The 15,424-nt window shown below is 40.1% G+C and carries 15 protein-coding genes and 3 tRNA genes; 14 read left to right on the forward strand and 4 right to left on the reverse strand.

All coding sequences use genetic code 11. The features are described 5' to 3' along the window. Positions 1-413 precede the first annotated feature (413 nt). From NPE20_RS16300 to NPE20_RS16315, 4 genes are all read left to right on the forward strand, one after another. A tRNA-Pro gene (locus NPE20_RS16300) sits at positions 414-487 on the forward strand. A gap of 11 nt (positions 488-498) precedes the next feature. Next, positions 499-572, forward strand: a tRNA-Ile gene (locus NPE20_RS16305). A gap of 10 nt (positions 573-582) precedes the next feature. Then, a tRNA-Gln gene (locus tag NPE20_RS16310) sits at positions 583-653 on the forward strand. A gap of 190 nt (positions 654-843) precedes the next feature. Further along, positions 844-1,347 (forward strand): DinB family protein, encoded by a 504-nt coding sequence (locus tag NPE20_RS16315; RefSeq protein WP_256539742.1) that lies wholly within the window; start codon positions 844-846, stop codon positions 1,345-1,347. 48 nt (positions 1,348-1,395) lie between these two features. Here NPE20_RS16315 and NPE20_RS16320 read toward each other — a convergent pair whose 3' ends face one another. Further along, on the reverse strand, positions 1,396-1,767 hold the full coding sequence (locus tag NPE20_RS16320; RefSeq protein WP_256539743.1) for a hypothetical protein: 372 nt from the start codon (positions 1,765-1,767) through the stop codon (positions 1,396-1,398). Positions 1,768-1,881: 114 nt separating this feature from the next. Between NPE20_RS16320 and NPE20_RS16325 the strand changes: the two genes are divergently transcribed. From NPE20_RS16325 to NPE20_RS16360, 8 genes are all read left to right on the forward strand, one after another. Further along, the gene (locus NPE20_RS16325) at positions 1,882-2,130 is read left to right on the forward strand and encodes a hypothetical protein (protein ID WP_256539744.1); all 249 of its coding nucleotides are present in this window, start codon (positions 1,882-1,884) and stop codon (positions 2,128-2,130) included. A 206-nt stretch (positions 2,131-2,336) separates the two neighbouring features. After that, positions 2,337-4,853 carry a DEAD/DEAH box helicase gene (locus tag NPE20_RS16330; RefSeq protein ID WP_256539745.1) on the forward strand — a complete coding sequence of 839 codons (2,517 nt, stop codon included), beginning with the start codon at positions 2,337-2,339 and terminating at the stop codon, positions 4,851-4,853. Positions 4,854-5,462: 609 nt separating this feature from the next. Further along, on the forward strand, positions 5,463-5,936 hold the full coding sequence (locus NPE20_RS16335) for a (2Fe-2S)-binding protein (RefSeq protein ID WP_256539746.1): 474 nt from the start codon (positions 5,463-5,465) through the stop codon (positions 5,934-5,936). Further along, positions 5,933-6,583: a hypothetical protein gene (locus NPE20_RS16340; protein WP_256539747.1), complete on the forward strand. Its 651-nt coding sequence runs from the start codon at positions 5,933-5,935 to the stop codon at positions 6,581-6,583. The genes NPE20_RS16335 and NPE20_RS16340 overlap by 4 nt, the downstream gene beginning before the upstream one ends. A 45-nt stretch (positions 6,584-6,628) precedes the next feature. Then, complete coding sequence (locus tag NPE20_RS16345) at positions 6,629-8,785, forward strand: molybdopterin cofactor-binding domain-containing protein (protein ID WP_256539748.1); 2,157 nt, start codon at positions 6,629-6,631, stop codon at positions 8,783-8,785. A 189-nt stretch (positions 8,786-8,974) separates the two neighbouring features. Continuing rightward, positions 8,975-9,139 carry a hypothetical protein gene (locus NPE20_RS16350; protein WP_256539749.1) on the forward strand — a complete coding sequence of 55 codons (165 nt, stop codon included), beginning with the start codon at positions 8,975-8,977 and terminating at the stop codon, positions 9,137-9,139. A gap of 53 nt (positions 9,140-9,192) precedes the next feature. Further along, complete coding sequence (locus NPE20_RS16355) at positions 9,193-10,590, forward strand: tetratricopeptide repeat protein (RefSeq protein ID WP_256539750.1); 1,398 nt, start codon at positions 9,193-9,195, stop codon at positions 10,588-10,590. Positions 10,591-10,665: 75 nt separating this feature from the next. Then, complete coding sequence (locus NPE20_RS16360; RefSeq protein WP_256539751.1) at positions 10,666-11,253, forward strand: TlpA family protein disulfide reductase; 588 nt, start codon at positions 10,666-10,668, stop codon at positions 11,251-11,253. 63 nt (positions 11,254-11,316) lie between these two features. Here the strand turns inward: NPE20_RS16360 and NPE20_RS16365 are convergent, their stop codons facing one another. Next, positions 11,317-12,228: a polysaccharide lyase gene (locus NPE20_RS16365; protein WP_256539752.1), complete on the reverse strand. Its 912-nt coding sequence runs from the start codon at positions 12,226-12,228 to the stop codon at positions 11,317-11,319. A 461-nt stretch (positions 12,229-12,689) separates the two neighbouring features. On the opposite strand from NPE20_RS16365, the gene NPE20_RS16370 reads away from it, so the two are divergent. After that, complete coding sequence (locus NPE20_RS16370) at positions 12,690-12,962, forward strand: hypothetical protein (protein WP_256539753.1); 273 nt, start codon at positions 12,690-12,692, stop codon at positions 12,960-12,962. A 6-nt stretch (positions 12,963-12,968) separates the two neighbouring features. On the opposite strand, the gene NPE20_RS16375 is transcribed toward NPE20_RS16370, so the two are convergent. Then, positions 12,969-13,574 carry a DUF2238 domain-containing protein gene (locus NPE20_RS16375; protein WP_256539754.1) on the reverse strand — a complete coding sequence of 202 codons (606 nt, stop codon included), beginning with the start codon at positions 13,572-13,574 and terminating at the stop codon, positions 12,969-12,971. Between the two features lie 123 nt (positions 13,575-13,697). On the opposite strand from NPE20_RS16375, the gene NPE20_RS16380 reads away from it, so the two are divergent. Beyond that, the gene (locus NPE20_RS16380) at positions 13,698-14,204 is read left to right on the forward strand and encodes an OsmC family protein (protein WP_256539755.1); all 507 of its coding nucleotides are present in this window, start codon (positions 13,698-13,700) and stop codon (positions 14,202-14,204) included. A 62-nt stretch (positions 14,205-14,266) separates the two neighbouring features. On the opposite strand, the gene NPE20_RS16385 is transcribed toward NPE20_RS16380, so the two are convergent. Further along, positions 14,267-15,331, reverse strand: coding sequence for a hypothetical protein (locus NPE20_RS16385; protein ID WP_256539756.1), 1,065 nt, complete (start codon positions 15,329-15,331; stop codon positions 14,267-14,269). Between the last annotated feature and the right edge of the window lie 93 nt (positions 15,332-15,424).

Raw genomic sequence — 15,424 nt, forward strand, 5'->3', positions numbered from 1 at the left:
AAAATCAAATACTTAAAAATTGACTTTTTTTAATTCATTAGTCAGCATTTAAATAAAAGCACCCAATTTATAGGTAAATCACCATTTATTAGCGCGTTCCATTTTGTTCCAAGTGGAACACTCTTCCGGCTCAGCATTGGCCAGCGATTGAAGCTCTTACCTCCGGGCGAAAAAACTGAACAATAATTATACATACAACAACAAGGAAATATCTAAATAAATATAAATAAAGATTTTTTCTTTATTTATTAAAATAATGTGTATCATTGTGCCATGAAAACAACAACAATACAAATACAATTGCCGCAACCGATCTATCGGAGGTGAATGGGTATGTATGGAAAAAATAACAGCAAATTCGTAAATCCTCTTAGATAGTTTCTAAGGGGATTTTTTGTTTTAGGAGCATTTTCAGGGTAGTATATCAATTGGTTGGATTACCTGCTTTGGAAGCAGGAGGCTCCCGGTTCGAGTCCGGGTTACCCTACTGATTATAAAGGAAATATAGCTCAATTGGTTAGAGCAGCACCCTTATACGGTGTCGGTTAAAGGTTCAAGTCCTTTTATTTCCACGGGATAGATTTTCCTATGGTGCAATGGTAGCACGCCTGATTTTGGTTCAGAAGATCGTGGTTCGAATCCACGTAGGAAAACTTGATTTTGTGACGAGTGTTTTAGTGCTGATTTTGGTTTAGCTACCTGCCCGGGTGGGAAGGGCGGGGCATGTTTAAAATAAAGATATTTCTGTGTTTCATCTGAAATTAAGATGGCCCTCTCGCCTCTTTTTATGATTTTCCCCGAACCATTTTCACCGGCATGTGTTAATCAAAAAACCACAATGCCATGAACGATGTATTTTTAGCACAGGAGTATATCAAAGAGCTGGAAGCCGAGGTACCCTCCACCCTTAAATGTTTGGAACGCATTCCCACAGACCTATTTGGCTGGAAACCGCACGAAAAATCAATGGAACTGGGGTACTTAACCCTGCTGGTGGCCGAGATCCCCTTGTGGATTGCCGTTGTAGCCCGCGACCAGGAAATAGACTTCGCCACCTTTAAACACATCGAGGCTAAAACCACGCAGGAAGTGGTAGATCATTTTCACCAAAACGTTGCACAGGCCAAACAGGCCCTGCAAGCCCTAACAGAAGGCGACATGGAAAAACCCTTTTACCTGAAAGCCAACGGACAAACCCTGTTCACCTCAAACAAACACGATACGCTCGGCTCTACCCTAAACCATTGGGTGCACCACCGCGGGCAACTCACTGTTTACATGCGCCTAAATGATATCGACGTGCCATCAATCTACGGGCCATCGGCAGATGATAAGAGTTTTGGGTAAGGGGTGGTGATGGTATTTAAATGGGAAGCCTCACTAAATTAGGCTTACTTATTCTACAAGTATCATTGTGTCTAATAGATTGCTTTTGTGTTTGATAATACTATCAATATTATTGAACAGGTGAAGGCTGTCCGCATAATTATTGTCGTACTTACTATAAATTTGGATAATGCGATTCGCTACAGCCGTATCCGGCTTTTGCTGATAATAGTTACATAAACACAATCCCAATTTATTTTGCGCAGCACTGTAGATATCAGAATCTACCCCTTCGTTTCCATATACAAAATTCACGGTGCATTGCCTGAAAGAGATAGTCTGAGTACCGCTATGGCGTGCCTTGGGCAGTATCACGGCGAAGAAAATGACAATCAAAGCAATAGTACCTAATACAATAGCGGCAGTTTTTCGCTCTTCCATAAATGTTTAGCTTTAATACAAGGAAGAGTGATTAGGTAACCCAAATCTTTGTAGTCGAGCTGAGAGTGTTTGAAGTTAAGTAATTAGTACCTTTATACAACTTAAATCTTAGCTATGAAAAACCTGTTGACACTTCATGAAGCCATCGTCTTAGCATTAATTAATAATGATAATAGGTCGGGTACCTTTGATGACATCGCTGAGTTTATAAAAACTCGCAATTTATTTCCTATAAGAAAAGAAGGAATTTCATTATCTAAACAAGTGATGTTACGTTCAACAAAAAGCAAGAAGAGATATCTATACTTGTTTGAAGAAATTGATAGTAACATCATTAGATTGAGAAATTTGCCATTAAAATAAGCTTCTAAGCATACATTTAAGATTGAGATTTAAACTTCGACCAGTGATTGAGACTCGAATTTTCATGAGGCGAAAGCATACGCGTGCGCGAGCGAAGGACGAAGTTGTAAACTTTGACTGGTGGCAAAAGAAGTAACAAAATTATTTTTCGCCTATTAAATAGTTGTTTGAATAAATGGGACTACCTTAGATATTTAAAGTTAAGCATGAATATTTTTAAAAGTAAACTTAATGAAGGTGCAAAATCAAATTTGCCAATAGATCCAGTAGAACTTTACAAAAGATGTCGATTTAAGGAAGAGTATGGATATTTACGAGCTACTCAACAAGAAGTATTAACTACTTGGAATAGTACTAGGGAGCAAAGAGATATTATTTGCAAAATGAGTACTGGATCAGGGAAGACATTAGTAGGGTTATTGATGCTTTATTCAAAAATGATTGAAACAAAATTACCATCATTGTATTTATGTCCAGATAAACATCTTGTAGATCAAACTTTTCAGCAAGCTCAATTATATGGGATACCCGTTTGCTTATTTGAAGAAGAAAATAATCATATTCCTTTAAAATATAAAAATGCAGAAGCGATATTAATTACAACTTTTCATAAGTTATTTAATGGATTATCTGTTTTTATTAGGGACAATATTCAGATAGGTGCGATTTTAATAGACGATGCCCATAAATGCTTAGATATAGCGCGAACCCAAGCGACAATTTCTGTCGATCGTGATAGTGAATTGGGAAATAGAATATTTCAATTATTTAGTGATGATTTAAATCAACAGGCTCCAGGGGCCTATCGATTGTTAGAGTTGGGAGATCCAATGAGTTCGACTTATAAAGTCCCGTACTGGTCATGGCTAGATAAACATACTTCAGTTATAAAAATAATTACGGAAAAAATTAAAGATCCTGAGATCCTTTACAAATGGAAGTTTTTTGAAAATCAATCATTATCTTATGATTGCTATATAAATGGATCAAAGATAGAAATTTCACCAATTCATGTTCCCATCCAAGAGCTAAAACCTTTTCATGAGGCGAAGCATAGATATATCCTTTCTGCCACTTTTGAGGATGATTACGACTTAATAAAAGATTTAAATATTGATTACAATAGCGTTCTTAATCCTATAAATCCAAAAAATAGCACAGATGTTGGTAAGAGGTTAATATTATCACCAAAGCGATTTGATTCCAAATTACAAAAAGAGGAAATTTATGATTTTATATCAAATTATCCTAAAAAGGGTTACAATACTGTTGTCCTCGTTTCTTCTACTGCAAAGGCAAAAATATGGGAAACCTATGGCGGAAAAATTGTTTTAAAAGAGAATATTTCTAATTCTATTGATAAATTAAAAATATCCAATGATAATTTCTTAATTTTTGTTGGTAGATATGAGGGGGTTGATTTACATAATAATTTATGTAGAGTCCTTGTTTTAGACGGGTTACCCGCTTATGACAGTTTAAGAGAAAGGTATCTTGAATCAAAATTAGATTCGTTTTTTGCTAGTAAAAAAGCCCAAATAATTGAACAAGGTTTGGGTCGATCAACTAGATCAGGTGGTGATTACAGCGTAATCTACTTACTTAATGATGATCTTATAAGTTTTGTGGGGTATAAAGAATATTTAAATTATTTTACTCCAACTACTAAAAAACAATTGGAAATCGGTTTAGAACTATTAGAAACACCTAAAGAAGAGAATTCTTTAAAAGTTATAGAGGATACTGCAAATCTATGTTTGGTCGATAACGAAGATTGGCATGATTACCACGTCCAAAAAATGGATGAAATAAATTCTATTACAAGCAATACTGAAAGTAGAAAAAAGTTGCTGTACCTAGCTAAGATTGAAGTTGAAGCAATGGAAAAATTCTATAAAAAACAATATATACAATCAGGCAATTATCTAAATGAACATATTATTAATGCCAATCCATACAATTTAAAGGAAAAAGAGAGGGGTTGGTATTTTCAATTAATAGCTCAGTTGCTTTATTTGGGAGACAAAGACGAATCCAATAATATGCAAGTTAAAGCAAGTGAAGAAACAATTGGACTTTTAACTCCAGTAAATAATATAATAATAAAGAAATTAAAACCAGTAAAGGCACAATCTAGCGCGCTACTGGAGGCAATCAAAGAATATGATAGAATTCAGGATTATTATTACGAGGTTGACAGAAATTTAAATTTGTTACAATATAATCCAGATATAACTTCGAATGAATTTGAACAGTCATTGGCAATGATTGGTCATCTAATTGGTTTTTATACAATGCAGCCCGAAAAAGAAACTGGCAATGGGCCTGATGTTTTATGGGCATTATCAAATGATGTGTATTTAATATTAGAAGCAAAGTCTCAAGCAATTCATAAAGAAATTACACGAGACAATATCAATCAACTTTTGGGTTCAGTCGAGTGGTTTAAAACCAGATATCCTTACACAAAATATATACCAGTAACATTACAGCCGGTAAAAGTTAAGAATTCTAAAGTAAATATAAGTGATGATATGCGAGTTTGGGATCTCGACGCGTTACAAGACTTCAAAAGCAATGTAAGAACATTTGCCAGTACTATTGTAAACATAGAAAATATTAATAAGGAAAAAATTGAAAAATTAATTATCTCAAATAAAATATTAGCATCAGAGATTCCTCAGAGATACTTTAAAATAATTGTAGATTCGAAGAAGAGTTAACTCATTTCTAAGGCGAGAATATTTTTTAGGTTTGATACTCCCAGTCGCCTATGCTGGCGCACACGCGCCGCGTGTGCCTAACATTTCAGCCACTACCCCTGCCCACCTAAACCCGATTGTACGGAAAGTCCGCTTCTATCAGCGGCTTGGAGGGAAAGCGGGGCTACCTTGGGATAGTACCACTGCCTTTGCTTTTCATATTAAACATATTTAAGAACACACCCTTAACCAGTTGGCAGTTATTAGTTTGCAGTTTGCATCTTTTGGGGGAAGATAAGTTTAACCCCTTTCAAGAGAGGGGAATAGCCAATTGAGTAGACACAAAGCATGGGGCTTGCGCGATTCCCTCCCAACGGGAGGGTGCAGGGAGGGGTTTCGGCGTAAAGCATGGCGAATAAACCCCTCCCTGCCACTACACATTCCTACACGCCCCTCCCAAGGGAGGGAATCTTAACCAATGATGACCTTTATGTATGTTATGGGGCGGCCTGTTTTTATTTTAAAATCACATAAAAAAGGATTTATAAAAAAGTATATTTGTTTAAGCCTTCTGGCATTCTAATATATAAGCACCTGTTTATAAACCTACTATCTAAAATATTTATCAAAATGATCAATCTAAATGTAAACCAGAAAGCATACCAGGTGGATGCCGACCCCAATATGCCTTTGTTATGGGTGATACGAGATATCATCGGGTTAACAGGCACTAAATACGGCTGTGGCGTAGCACAGTGCGGGGCCTGCGTTGTGCATTTAAACGGCGAAGCGGTACGGTCGTGTGTCACCAAGGTTAGCCGCGCCGAAGGACAAAAGATAGTAACCATAGAAGGTTTGTCGGCAGACAATAACCACCCCGCACAGGTAGCCTGGAATGAAGAGAATGTTCCGCAATGCGGGTATTGCCATTCGGGCCAGATCATGTCGGCAGCGGTTTTGTTAAAAGAAAACCCCAACCCTACCGATGATGACATTGACAGCGCCATGGCCGGTAACATATGCCGTTGTGGTACCTATCTGCGCATCCGTAAGGCCATTCACCTGGCCGCCGAAATTCAAAGAAAGGAGAGCGCGAGCAAATGAAAAAGCAATTAAATACACAAAAGCGCTACCTGTTGCCAATAAAAGCGGTCGCTGTTATTGGTGTCCTGTTATGTATGGTTGGCATAATGGCTTTCGGCCTGAATAAGAAAACCGAACCAATAGCCGGCGATACCAAGTCGTTAGTGATAAAAAAGGACAGCATAGCCTCTGTTAAAGCTTTTAAGCAGGTATATACCGTATTAATGAGCGCCCGCTGTATGAACTGCCATCCATCGGGAAACATCCCGCTGCAGGGCGATGAGAGCCAGCTGCACACCATGTCGCCACAAAGGGGTGTTGATGGTAAGGGTGTTTACGCCATGAAGTGCGCTAACTGCCACCAGGCAACTAATACCCCGGGACTGCACACGCCGCCGGGCAACCCTAACTGGCATTTACCACCGGCTGATATGAAGATGGTTTTCCAGGGTAGAACGCCCCGTCAACTGGCCAAGCAACTTATAGACCCAAAACAAAACGGCAACAAAAACATGCAGCAATTAATTGAGCATGCAGATGATGGCCTTGTTTTGGCCGGCTGGAACCCGGGCGAGGGCCGTACCTTACCACCAATGAGCCATGCTGCATTTAAAAAAGCATGGATAACCTGGCTTACAACAGGTGCCTATGCCCCCAAAGGAAAATAGGGTTGTGTTATTATAAACGATCATCAAACCAATAACTTGTTTACCATGAGTACAAGTAATGTATCAAGAAGAAATTTTTTGAGGGCTGCCGGGCTTACCGGTACAGCGCTTTGTTTAGGGTTTTATTTCCCGTCGAACGCCAAAAGTTCGAAGATAGTAGCTGCGGATGGCGCCGCGGCTTCGGATATTGAGCTTAACGCCTGGATCCGCATTGATACCGACGGCAAGGTTACCATCTTCAACCACCGTGCAGAAATGGGCCAGGGCTCGTACCAGTCGGTTCCGCAAATAATAGCCGAAGAACTGGAAGTAGATCTTAAGGATGTTAACATTGTTTTCGCGCAGGGGAACCAGGATAAATATGGCAGCCAGATAACGGGCGGCAGTTCTACCATACGGGGATCTTATAAAAACTTACTCAAGCTAAGCGCCACAGCACGTTTAATGCTGATAACCGCGGCAGCCGCCAAATGGAATGTTCCGGCAACGGAATGTTACGCTGCATCGGGCCATGTTATCCATCGCCCATCGGGCAAAAAATACCATTACGGCGAACTGGTTGTAGATGCATCCAAACTGAAAACACCTGAGAATGTCGTACTAAAAAAACGGTCGGAATATAAACTGGTTGGCAAGCCCCTTCACCGGCAAGATACGCCGTTAAAAACCAATGGCGCCGCGATATTTGGGCTGGATAAGCGATTGCCCGGCATGTTGTATGCCACTGTAGAGCGCAACCCCCGCTTGCGCGGAAAAGTGAAAAGCTTTGATGATACCGCCACCCGGAAAATACCCGGTGTTACGGATGTTTTTAAGGTGCAGATGGATGTTTTTAATACCACCCGAGAAGGTGTGGCTGTGGTGGCCAATAGCACATGGGCGGCTATACAGGGGAAAAAAGCTTTGCGTGTAGAGTGGGACGATACCGGCTTTGAGCACGTGAACACCGCCGACATTTATAAACGCCAGCACGAAGAACTGGCAACAAAAGAAGGCCTCTCTTTTAAAAAACAAGGCGACCCTGACGGGATCATAGCAAAAGCTAAGAAAACATTAGATGTGATTTACCAAACGCCCTATCAGTCGCACAGTTGTATGGAGCCCGTAAATTGCATCGCGCATTATCAAAAGGATAAATTAGAGATCTGGGGGCCGATACAGGCACCGGATTGGGTGCAGGAATACCTGAGTAAACAAACGGGGTTCCCTAAAGAAAAAGTGTTTGTTAATATGACTTTTTTGGGTGGTGGTTTTGGTCGAAAGGCTTTTTTGGATTACCCCCACGAGGCAACCATGATCTCTAAAAAGATAGGCGCCCCCGTGCAGGTTGTTTGGACAAGGGAAGATGATGCAACACAAGGGCCGTATCGCCCGGGGATGTCGTACAGGGCACAGGGTGTGATTACAAATGGCGAGATCAGCGCGGTAAAATTTAGAATGGCCGGGCAAAACCACAACCATTTTATGGGTGGTAAAAAGGATGTAGCCAATGATAGTACTGCCGAAGGGTTTTTACCTCCGTATTTTGAAACTATTAAAAACATCAGCTTTGCTGATGTGCCGTTTGAAACGCCCGTACCTACCATGTGGTGGCGATCGGTGTACGCTTCAACAAATGGTTTCGCCTACGAAAGTTTTGTGGACGAACTGGCACACGAGGCCGGGAAAGACCCGCTTGCCTTTAGAAGACAGTATTTGAAGGATGAAAGAAGCCAGCGCCTGATAGACAAAATGGAAGAGGTTTCGGGATGGAAAAACAGGAAGAAAAATGAGGGTTACGGCGTAGCTATAACAGAATGTTTTTCGAGCACTGTTGGCCAGATTGTAAAGGTATCCAGAAAGGCAGACGGCAAACTTAAGATTGACCACGTATGGGCCGTTATGGATTGCGGCTGGTATGTAAACCCCGATATTATAAAGGCCCAGGTAGAAGGAAGCGTTGTTATGGCACTTGGCGCGGCTACCATCCACGAGATCACCTTTAAGGACGGATTAGTTGAGCAGACGAATTTCTACGATTATAAAATGCCGAGGATAGCAGATATCCCACCGATAGACGTATACATCATGGAAAATGATGCTGATGCAGGTGGTGTGGGCGAACCGGGTTTACCTGCCTTCGCGCCGGCTTTAACCAATGCAATTTTTGACCTTACCAGTAAACGAATAAGAAAACTACCTTTTGATATGGCGAAGGTTTAAGGTACAACAGAATACCGGACTGTGCTTGCCTGAACTTAATTGATAGCAAAAGTGTGTAGTTTTTTGTTACAAAATTGTGTAGTGTATATTTGTTAATGTGTTGATTTTTAACTATTAATTATTTATATTTAATATTATAAAATAAGCCAAAAACTACTAAAAACAGGCATTAATTAAATACTCATTATCATGGCTATATTGAACAAAAACACCTCAATGGGTAAAACTCAGGCTACCATGCAGAGCGATACACAGGCATCCGCTATTGAAGGTCAGATCGATCCATCGGCAGTTACCAACGAAATTGCATCAGTTGATGATCAGGACCTAACGGAAGAACCCGGCGAGGATTAATGTAAGTATTTTATCTTATAACCGCTGCCCTGGTTGAGGGGGTATGAAAACATATGCACCTGAATTTAACAAACAGGGTAACCCTTACCTTTGTATGCCTCCTAACGTGTGCGAACACGTTTCTATTTGCTCAGAATACAAAAACGAATACGCTTAAATTTTCAGCCGATTCAGCAACTGTTGAGCTATTACGTAACAAGAGTTTAAAAGTACAATCTACAAGGCCCGATAGTGCTTTAATATACGCGCAACGGGGACTTGATCTATCCAGGAAAATAGGCTATAAAGAAGGTGAGGGTAACTGTCTTAACAGACTGGGTGTTGTTTTTTGGAAAAACGGCAGGTATGACCGCGCGCTGTTATTTTTGCTTAACTCGTTAAGGTTACGCGAAGAAATAAACGACCGCTTAGGGGTGCTAAAAAGCCTTAATGATATAGGCATTATTTACTCTGACCAGGGCGATAACGTTAAAGCCCTCACCTATCATTTTAAAGCGAAAGCGGTTGCCGAGGCACTTCATGACAGGAGAAGGATTAGTATAGTACTATCCAATATTGGTAACTGCTACCTAAAACTAAACAAAATTGATTCGGCATTACATTACGAGCTGCAGGCATACGGCATACAGCACCTTTTAAATGATAAAAGCACAATGCCCAATACGCTTTCTATTTTGGGTGATATAAACTATAAAATGGGCAATGCGCCAATGTCGCTGGAGTATTACCGGCTAAGCATACGATACGCCATTGAAAATGATGATCAAATAGCCATTGTTGATACTTATAATAGCATAGCCCAGTTATATATTAAAAACAGTCAGCCCGACTCGAGCCGTTACTATGCATCAGTAGCGCTCAAAACCGCGCAAAAAGCCTCGTATGCCGAGGGTATTTATACTGCCAGCGATCTGCTTACCCAGTACTATCGCGGGAAAGATGAACACCAGGAGTTGGCATACTATAAAATAGCCATGGCTGCTAAAGACAGTATGTTTAATGCCGAAAAGGTAAAAGAGATACAAACCCTTAGTTTTAATGAAGCAGAGCGCCAGCAGGAAAAAGCCGAGCAACAAGCAAAAGAGGCACAAAGAAGAATTATTAATCTGCAGCTTATTGGTATAGCCCTGTTTATTCCCTTTTTCTTTTTGGTTTTGCTGATACTGAGCAAAAGCCGCGTTCATCGAAAGGTGATTGAGTTTATGAGCGTGCTCTCGTTATTATTTAGTTTTGAGTTTATAACGTTGCTGGTTCATCCGTTTGTGCAGCTTATAAGCGACCATTTACCGGTGATAGAACTACTGATACTTGTTATACTGGCCGGCATATTGGTACCGTTACATCATTCAACTACGCATTGGCTTCGCGCAAAATTAGCGCACATTTCAGAACATCCGGCAAAACCACCCGAACCAGACACTGTCAAAACCAAAAAAATAAGAAGCCGTTGATGTTACAATATTTAAGTCTTTTGCTATAAGTTTGTAATCATGCCCGTGTTTTGTATGGGATATCACTATTTAGAAATGAAGAAAAAGATAATAAGCTGGTCAAATATTACAACCGCTGCAATGTTTGTTTTTGTGATTGTGGTATTTATAAGCCCGCAGGCTAAGGCTTATTTAGTTAAAGGCCTTATGAAAGTGGGGCTTTTTCAGCCGCCTGTTAAATATGAACCGGCCGGCAATGAAGCATTCGCCTATATCCCCGATCTTACTTTAAAATCTGCCGACGGCACCTTAGTGAATTTGAAGGAACAAAAAGGGAAGGTGGTTTTCGTTAACTTTTGGGCGCCCTGGTGCCCGCCGTGCATTGCAGAAATGCCCTCCATAAATACTCTTTATAAGCAATTTAAGAATAACCGCAATGTTTTAATATTAACCGTTGATGTAGATGGAAAGTTTAACAAATCGGTGCCGTTTATGAGTAAGAATGGCTACCAGTTACCTGTTTACAGTTTTGCAGGCCCAATTCCAGATGGCTTTTTAACAGGTTCTATCCCCACCACGTTTGTTGTCGACAAAACCGGCAAGATCGTTATCCGCCATGAAGGCGCTGCTGATTACAGCAATCAAAAGTTTATCAACTATTTTCTTGAATTGAGTAAGCGTTAGTCCGACCTATACAATCAAAGCAAAATAGGCCTGCTAATAATAGCAGGCCTATTTTATTATTAATTAGTTTATTCTATGGACTTTTAAATTATCATAATAAATATAATCTGTTGTGTTGGCTGTCCAATAAGACTGGCTGCCGCCGCGGAAGGTATGGAACGTTAACTGATCTATCATCCTCTTAGAGTCATTGGTGGTCCACCTGATGTTTTGATCGAGTATTATATTCCCGTCAATAACAATTTGTACATGCCCGTCTGTATTAGAACCGGTATTGCTTTTTATATATAAATGCACGTGATACCATTGGCCTTTAACCAATGCGCCGGTTGTTGGGTAGGTTTTCCCAAAGGTATCGCCAAAGTTATTCCCTGATGATGGCCCGCCGTTCATGTCCTTGTAATACAAATACGGCTGAAAGTAAACCCTGCCGGGGTTCGAATCCGGCGAGTACCACATTAACCGTAATGTACCGCCGTTTCCGTCCCAGGCTGCATCGCCGCCGGTATTGTGTTCACCAATCCCAAATCCAAAACCTACCTTACCTCCCCTGCTCCAGTTAAACTGGCTGTGAAACTTAACGTCGTAATCCATTTCATAGGCTGCACCCGCTTGTATAACCGAATTAGCCACCAATCCGCCCGCCCCGGATAATTGCCCCGGAAGTAAAGTAACACGGCTTCCCACCGTGCCGTCTTTTCCGTTAGTTGTATAGGCCCTGCTATCGTTCCAGCCGCTCACATTACCAAAATCGCCGTTAGCCTGGCTACTGGTATAAGTAGCTCCATTGGTTTTGTTATTCCAGTCAATGTTCCAGGTACTGTTAACCGCGGCGATAGTAAGCTTGTTGTGAGCTGCCGACTCGTTGTTAGCCGCAGGTACTTCCGTTTTGGCTCCGTCTTCTTTCTGGCACGATCCCAGCATAATACCTGCCATGGCAAGCATAACCCCTGATGTAATAATTCTTCTTTTCATATTTATAGTTTAATTGGTTGCATATTAAACAGGTATAAAAAATACCAGGCACACACGAGCAATTATATAGCAAAGCCATTGACCTCTTTTCGGGAAAATTGTAGTTTTTAAAAAATGTTTACTTACCGTGGCTGGTAGGTATCAGGCAATTGGTTAAACTAATGAGCAAGTAGTATCGCTTAAATCAAATCTATTTATTTAAAGAATAACCGGGTTACTTTTCAGTGTATTTATTAACGAAATCGTATTCGTAAATTGAGGTATATAGGTAAATATCATACTGTTACAATTCAATTGGTTTCTTAAACTGTGCTATTCCGCTGCATGGCGCTTATCGTCATCGCTTTATTATTGCCGATATTTAATATGACGCTTCCTATCTCAAACCCATTATAATAAATACTAATTATTTTAGTATTTTATGCGACAAATGAGAAAATAATTTCGACATTTGTTTTATCATGATGAAGAATATTGAGTTGATCAGGGAGGCTAAGGCTTGGGTAAAGCGCAAAAGCGGTCCTGATGAGATAGTGCGGATCGTTCCTGATCTTGAAAATAAGGGACCGGTGCAGAGCTATGAATTGTTTACGGCCTTTGAAGAGAACCCCGATTACCTGGGCCGGATACTGTTTGATGCACAAGGCTACTGGATCTACGACGGCGAAATTTTGAGCGTTACCGAACAAGAGCAACTGGCTAAGTTTATCATCAACTATGTTGAAACCGTATAGAGGCTATTACGCTGCCTGCAATTTGGCCACAGCCCTATCCTGCGCTTTAGCCATAAATACTACCATGCAAATAGCGCCTATCATGGCGTACAGCATGTCCGACTGTGTATCCCAAACGTAACCCTGCGTGCCCAAAAACGAATCGCCCGATTGGCCCGATACCACAGATACAAACCATTCTAAAAATTCGTACAGCACACTAATTGTAGTGCATACGCAAACGGTTAAAAACGCCATCCATGTTCTTTTTTGTACAACATTAAGTCGGATGAAAAGCTCGCGGGTTATCATAGCCGGCACAAAGCCCTGGGTAAAGTGCCCTACCTTATCATAATTATTACGCGCCTGGTGAAACGTATCGCGCAACCAGTTAAAGGCCGGTACTTCGGCATAAGTATAATGGCCGCCTACGAATAGCACATAACAATGCACCAGTATCATTACATAGGTTAAGTAGCTAAACTGAAAGCGCCTGTAAGTAAGCACAAGTACAATAAAACCCAATATAGCCGGGAAAACTTCCAGTAACCAGGTAAAATAATCGTGCGGGTTTATGGCCGAAACTATTAACCCGGCCCAAAAAAGTACTATTAATACAACGTGCTTATTCATGCCCTAATATGATACTAATATTTTACAATGCAAGCCACTGCTATTACGTGCGCCTTTAAAAAAGCTGCTGTATATTTGAGGCCGAACATATCAACCCATTACACATCTAAAACCAACCCATACATGAACGCTGCCGAATTAAAGGAACTGCAAACCCCTATCAAAGAAAAATACAAAGAACAGCCCGATTCGGCTTTGATAACTTTAAAAGCGCAGGGTAATATTGGCGAAGGGATCTCTTGCAAGGTAGATACCGGGCGGGACATTGTGAATGCCGGCCTGCACCCTGCTACCGGTGGCGATGGCATGCTGGCCTGTTCGGGCGACATGCTTTTAGAAGCATTGGTTGCCTGCGCCGGGGTTACCTTAAAAGCCGTTGCTACAGCCATTGGCGTAGAATTAAAAAGCGGAACAGTAAACGCCGAAGGCGACCTTGATTTTAGGGGAACACTGGGCGTATCAAAAGAAGCATCGGTAGGTTTTAAACAGATAAGGTTAAGCTTTGACCTGCAAACCGATGCCACCGAAGAGCAACTGGCCAGCCTTGCCAAACTCACCGAAAGATACTGCGTGATATACCAAACCATTAGCGGCGGTACAAATATTGAAACCAGCTATAAGTTGGGGTGATATAAGGGCATGGTGGTAACATACTGCCCAAGGGTAGATTAAGTTATTGACAAACAGTCGATTCAATATGAAAAAGGCTTTACTAATGGGGACAAATTATTCCAGTTATCTACAATCTTCTTTTGATAGTTTGCTGAATTAAAGTAGTTTTCTAAGAAAATTTGTGTGGTATTATCTTTTACATATCTGATTGATTCAAAGATCTTTTCTGCCTCAAATATTGATTTAGCCATAGAATTTATAATTTCTTCTATGTTTTCAATTTTATCCCTAATTAGTAAACTTGCGATGTTATTCATCATTAGTGAAACTCGAACAGATGGTGGGGGATGTGATAAATTTTCTGCTGACTCTAAATCAAATACTTTAATTTCGGTTAGTTTAAAAAAACAATATATTGAGAAAATTAGATTACTGAGATAAGTCTTTAAATCTTGAGAAAAGAGAGTTTGTATTTGATCTAATCGATCTGGATTTTTAATTTTTATTTTACCGTGAATATAAGCGTGGTTAATTGCAAAACTATCCGCATCCATCTCCATTGTAAGAGAATTCAAAGGGGACAGTCCTTTATTGTGCCTGACCTCATATAAATTAAGTTCGTTATGTTTATTAAATAGATAACCTATATGCCCTCTTACAATATGGCCAATTTCATGAAATATTAAAAAATTCATTACTGTTGACGTCAGTATTTTTCCAAATTGTAATCGATTAGGGTCATTAGCATATACAGGTGTGTATCCAGCAACATCGAAAGATATAGCGCCATCGACAATAATTAAGTTTAAAAATTTGGGGGTATCAGTTTCATTCTTAACACTTCCAATATTTGGTGCAAAACTACGTGTTGCCATAATTTTGCTAAACATATCTTCTATTAAAAAAAGACACCCAATATTTATTCCTAAATAAAATTTATTTATGTCTTTCCCTACACATGCATTTAATGAATCGTTGTCAATAAAATCACAATGAATTTCCGGTAATTTTGGATGCTTGATTCTTAAATAATCAAAGATTGATTTAGTTGCATTTAAAACCTCAGTCACAAATTGACTTTTAACAGGAAATAAGCCTCCATTTTTTAAAAAGTAATTATGAAATTTTAAATCGGATTCAGTCATAGATTATTAAATATAGAAAGATTTATTTAATACCCGCCTGACGCACGCGAACCATGTGTGCCCAACTACCAACCGCTCCCCCCCTAAACCCGA

The organism is Mucilaginibacter aquariorum (assembly GCF_024498135.1).
In the GTDB taxonomy this organism is placed as follows: domain Bacteria; phylum Bacteroidota; class Bacteroidia; order Sphingobacteriales; family Sphingobacteriaceae; genus Mucilaginibacter; species Mucilaginibacter aquariorum.

Bases quoted from the DNA above. Each gene is read 5' to 3' on its own strand.
- NPE20_RS16325 (WP_256539744.1), top strand. From the start codon at position 1,882: ATGAAAAACCTGTTGACACTTCATGAAGCCATCGTCTTAGCATTAATT.
- NPE20_RS16360 (WP_256539751.1), top strand. From the start codon at position 10,666: ATGAAGAAAAAGATAATAAGCTGGTCAAATATTACAACCGCTGCAATG.
- NPE20_RS16340 (WP_256539747.1), top strand. From the start codon at position 5,933: ATGAAAAAGCAATTAAATACACAAAAGCGCTACCTGTTGCCAATAAAA.
- NPE20_RS16385 (WP_256539756.1), bottom strand. From the start codon at position 15,331: ATGACTGAATCCGATTTAAAATTTCATAATTACTTTTTAAAAAATGGA.
- NPE20_RS16335 (WP_256539746.1), top strand. From the start codon at position 5,463: ATGATCAATCTAAATGTAAACCAGAAAGCATACCAGGTGGATGCCGAC.
- NPE20_RS16375 (WP_256539754.1), bottom strand. From the start codon at position 13,574: ATGAATAAGCACGTTGTATTAATAGTACTTTTTTGGGCCGGGTTAATA.
- NPE20_RS16320 (WP_256539743.1), bottom strand. From the start codon at position 1,767: ATGGAAGAGCGAAAAACTGCCGCTATTGTATTAGGTACTATTGCTTTG.
- NPE20_RS16365 (WP_256539752.1), bottom strand. From the start codon at position 12,228: ATGAAAAGAAGAATTATTACATCAGGGGTTATGCTTGCCATGGCAGGT.
- NPE20_RS16345 (WP_256539748.1), top strand. From the start codon at position 6,629: ATGAGTACAAGTAATGTATCAAGAAGAAATTTTTTGAGGGCTGCCGGG.
- NPE20_RS16355 (WP_256539750.1), top strand. From the start codon at position 9,193: ATGCACCTGAATTTAACAAACAGGGTAACCCTTACCTTTGTATGCCTC.
- NPE20_RS16330 (WP_256539745.1), top strand. From the start codon at position 2,337: ATGAATATTTTTAAAAGTAAACTTAATGAAGGTGCAAAATCAAATTTG.
- NPE20_RS16370 (WP_256539753.1), top strand. From the start codon at position 12,690: ATGATGAAGAATATTGAGTTGATCAGGGAGGCTAAGGCTTGGGTAAAG.
- NPE20_RS16380 (WP_256539755.1), top strand. From the start codon at position 13,698: ATGAACGCTGCCGAATTAAAGGAACTGCAAACCCCTATCAAAGAAAAA.
- NPE20_RS16315 (WP_256539742.1), top strand. From the start codon at position 844: ATGAACGATGTATTTTTAGCACAGGAGTATATCAAAGAGCTGGAAGCC.
- NPE20_RS16350 (WP_256539749.1), top strand. From the start codon at position 8,975: ATGGCTATATTGAACAAAAACACCTCAATGGGTAAAACTCAGGCTACC.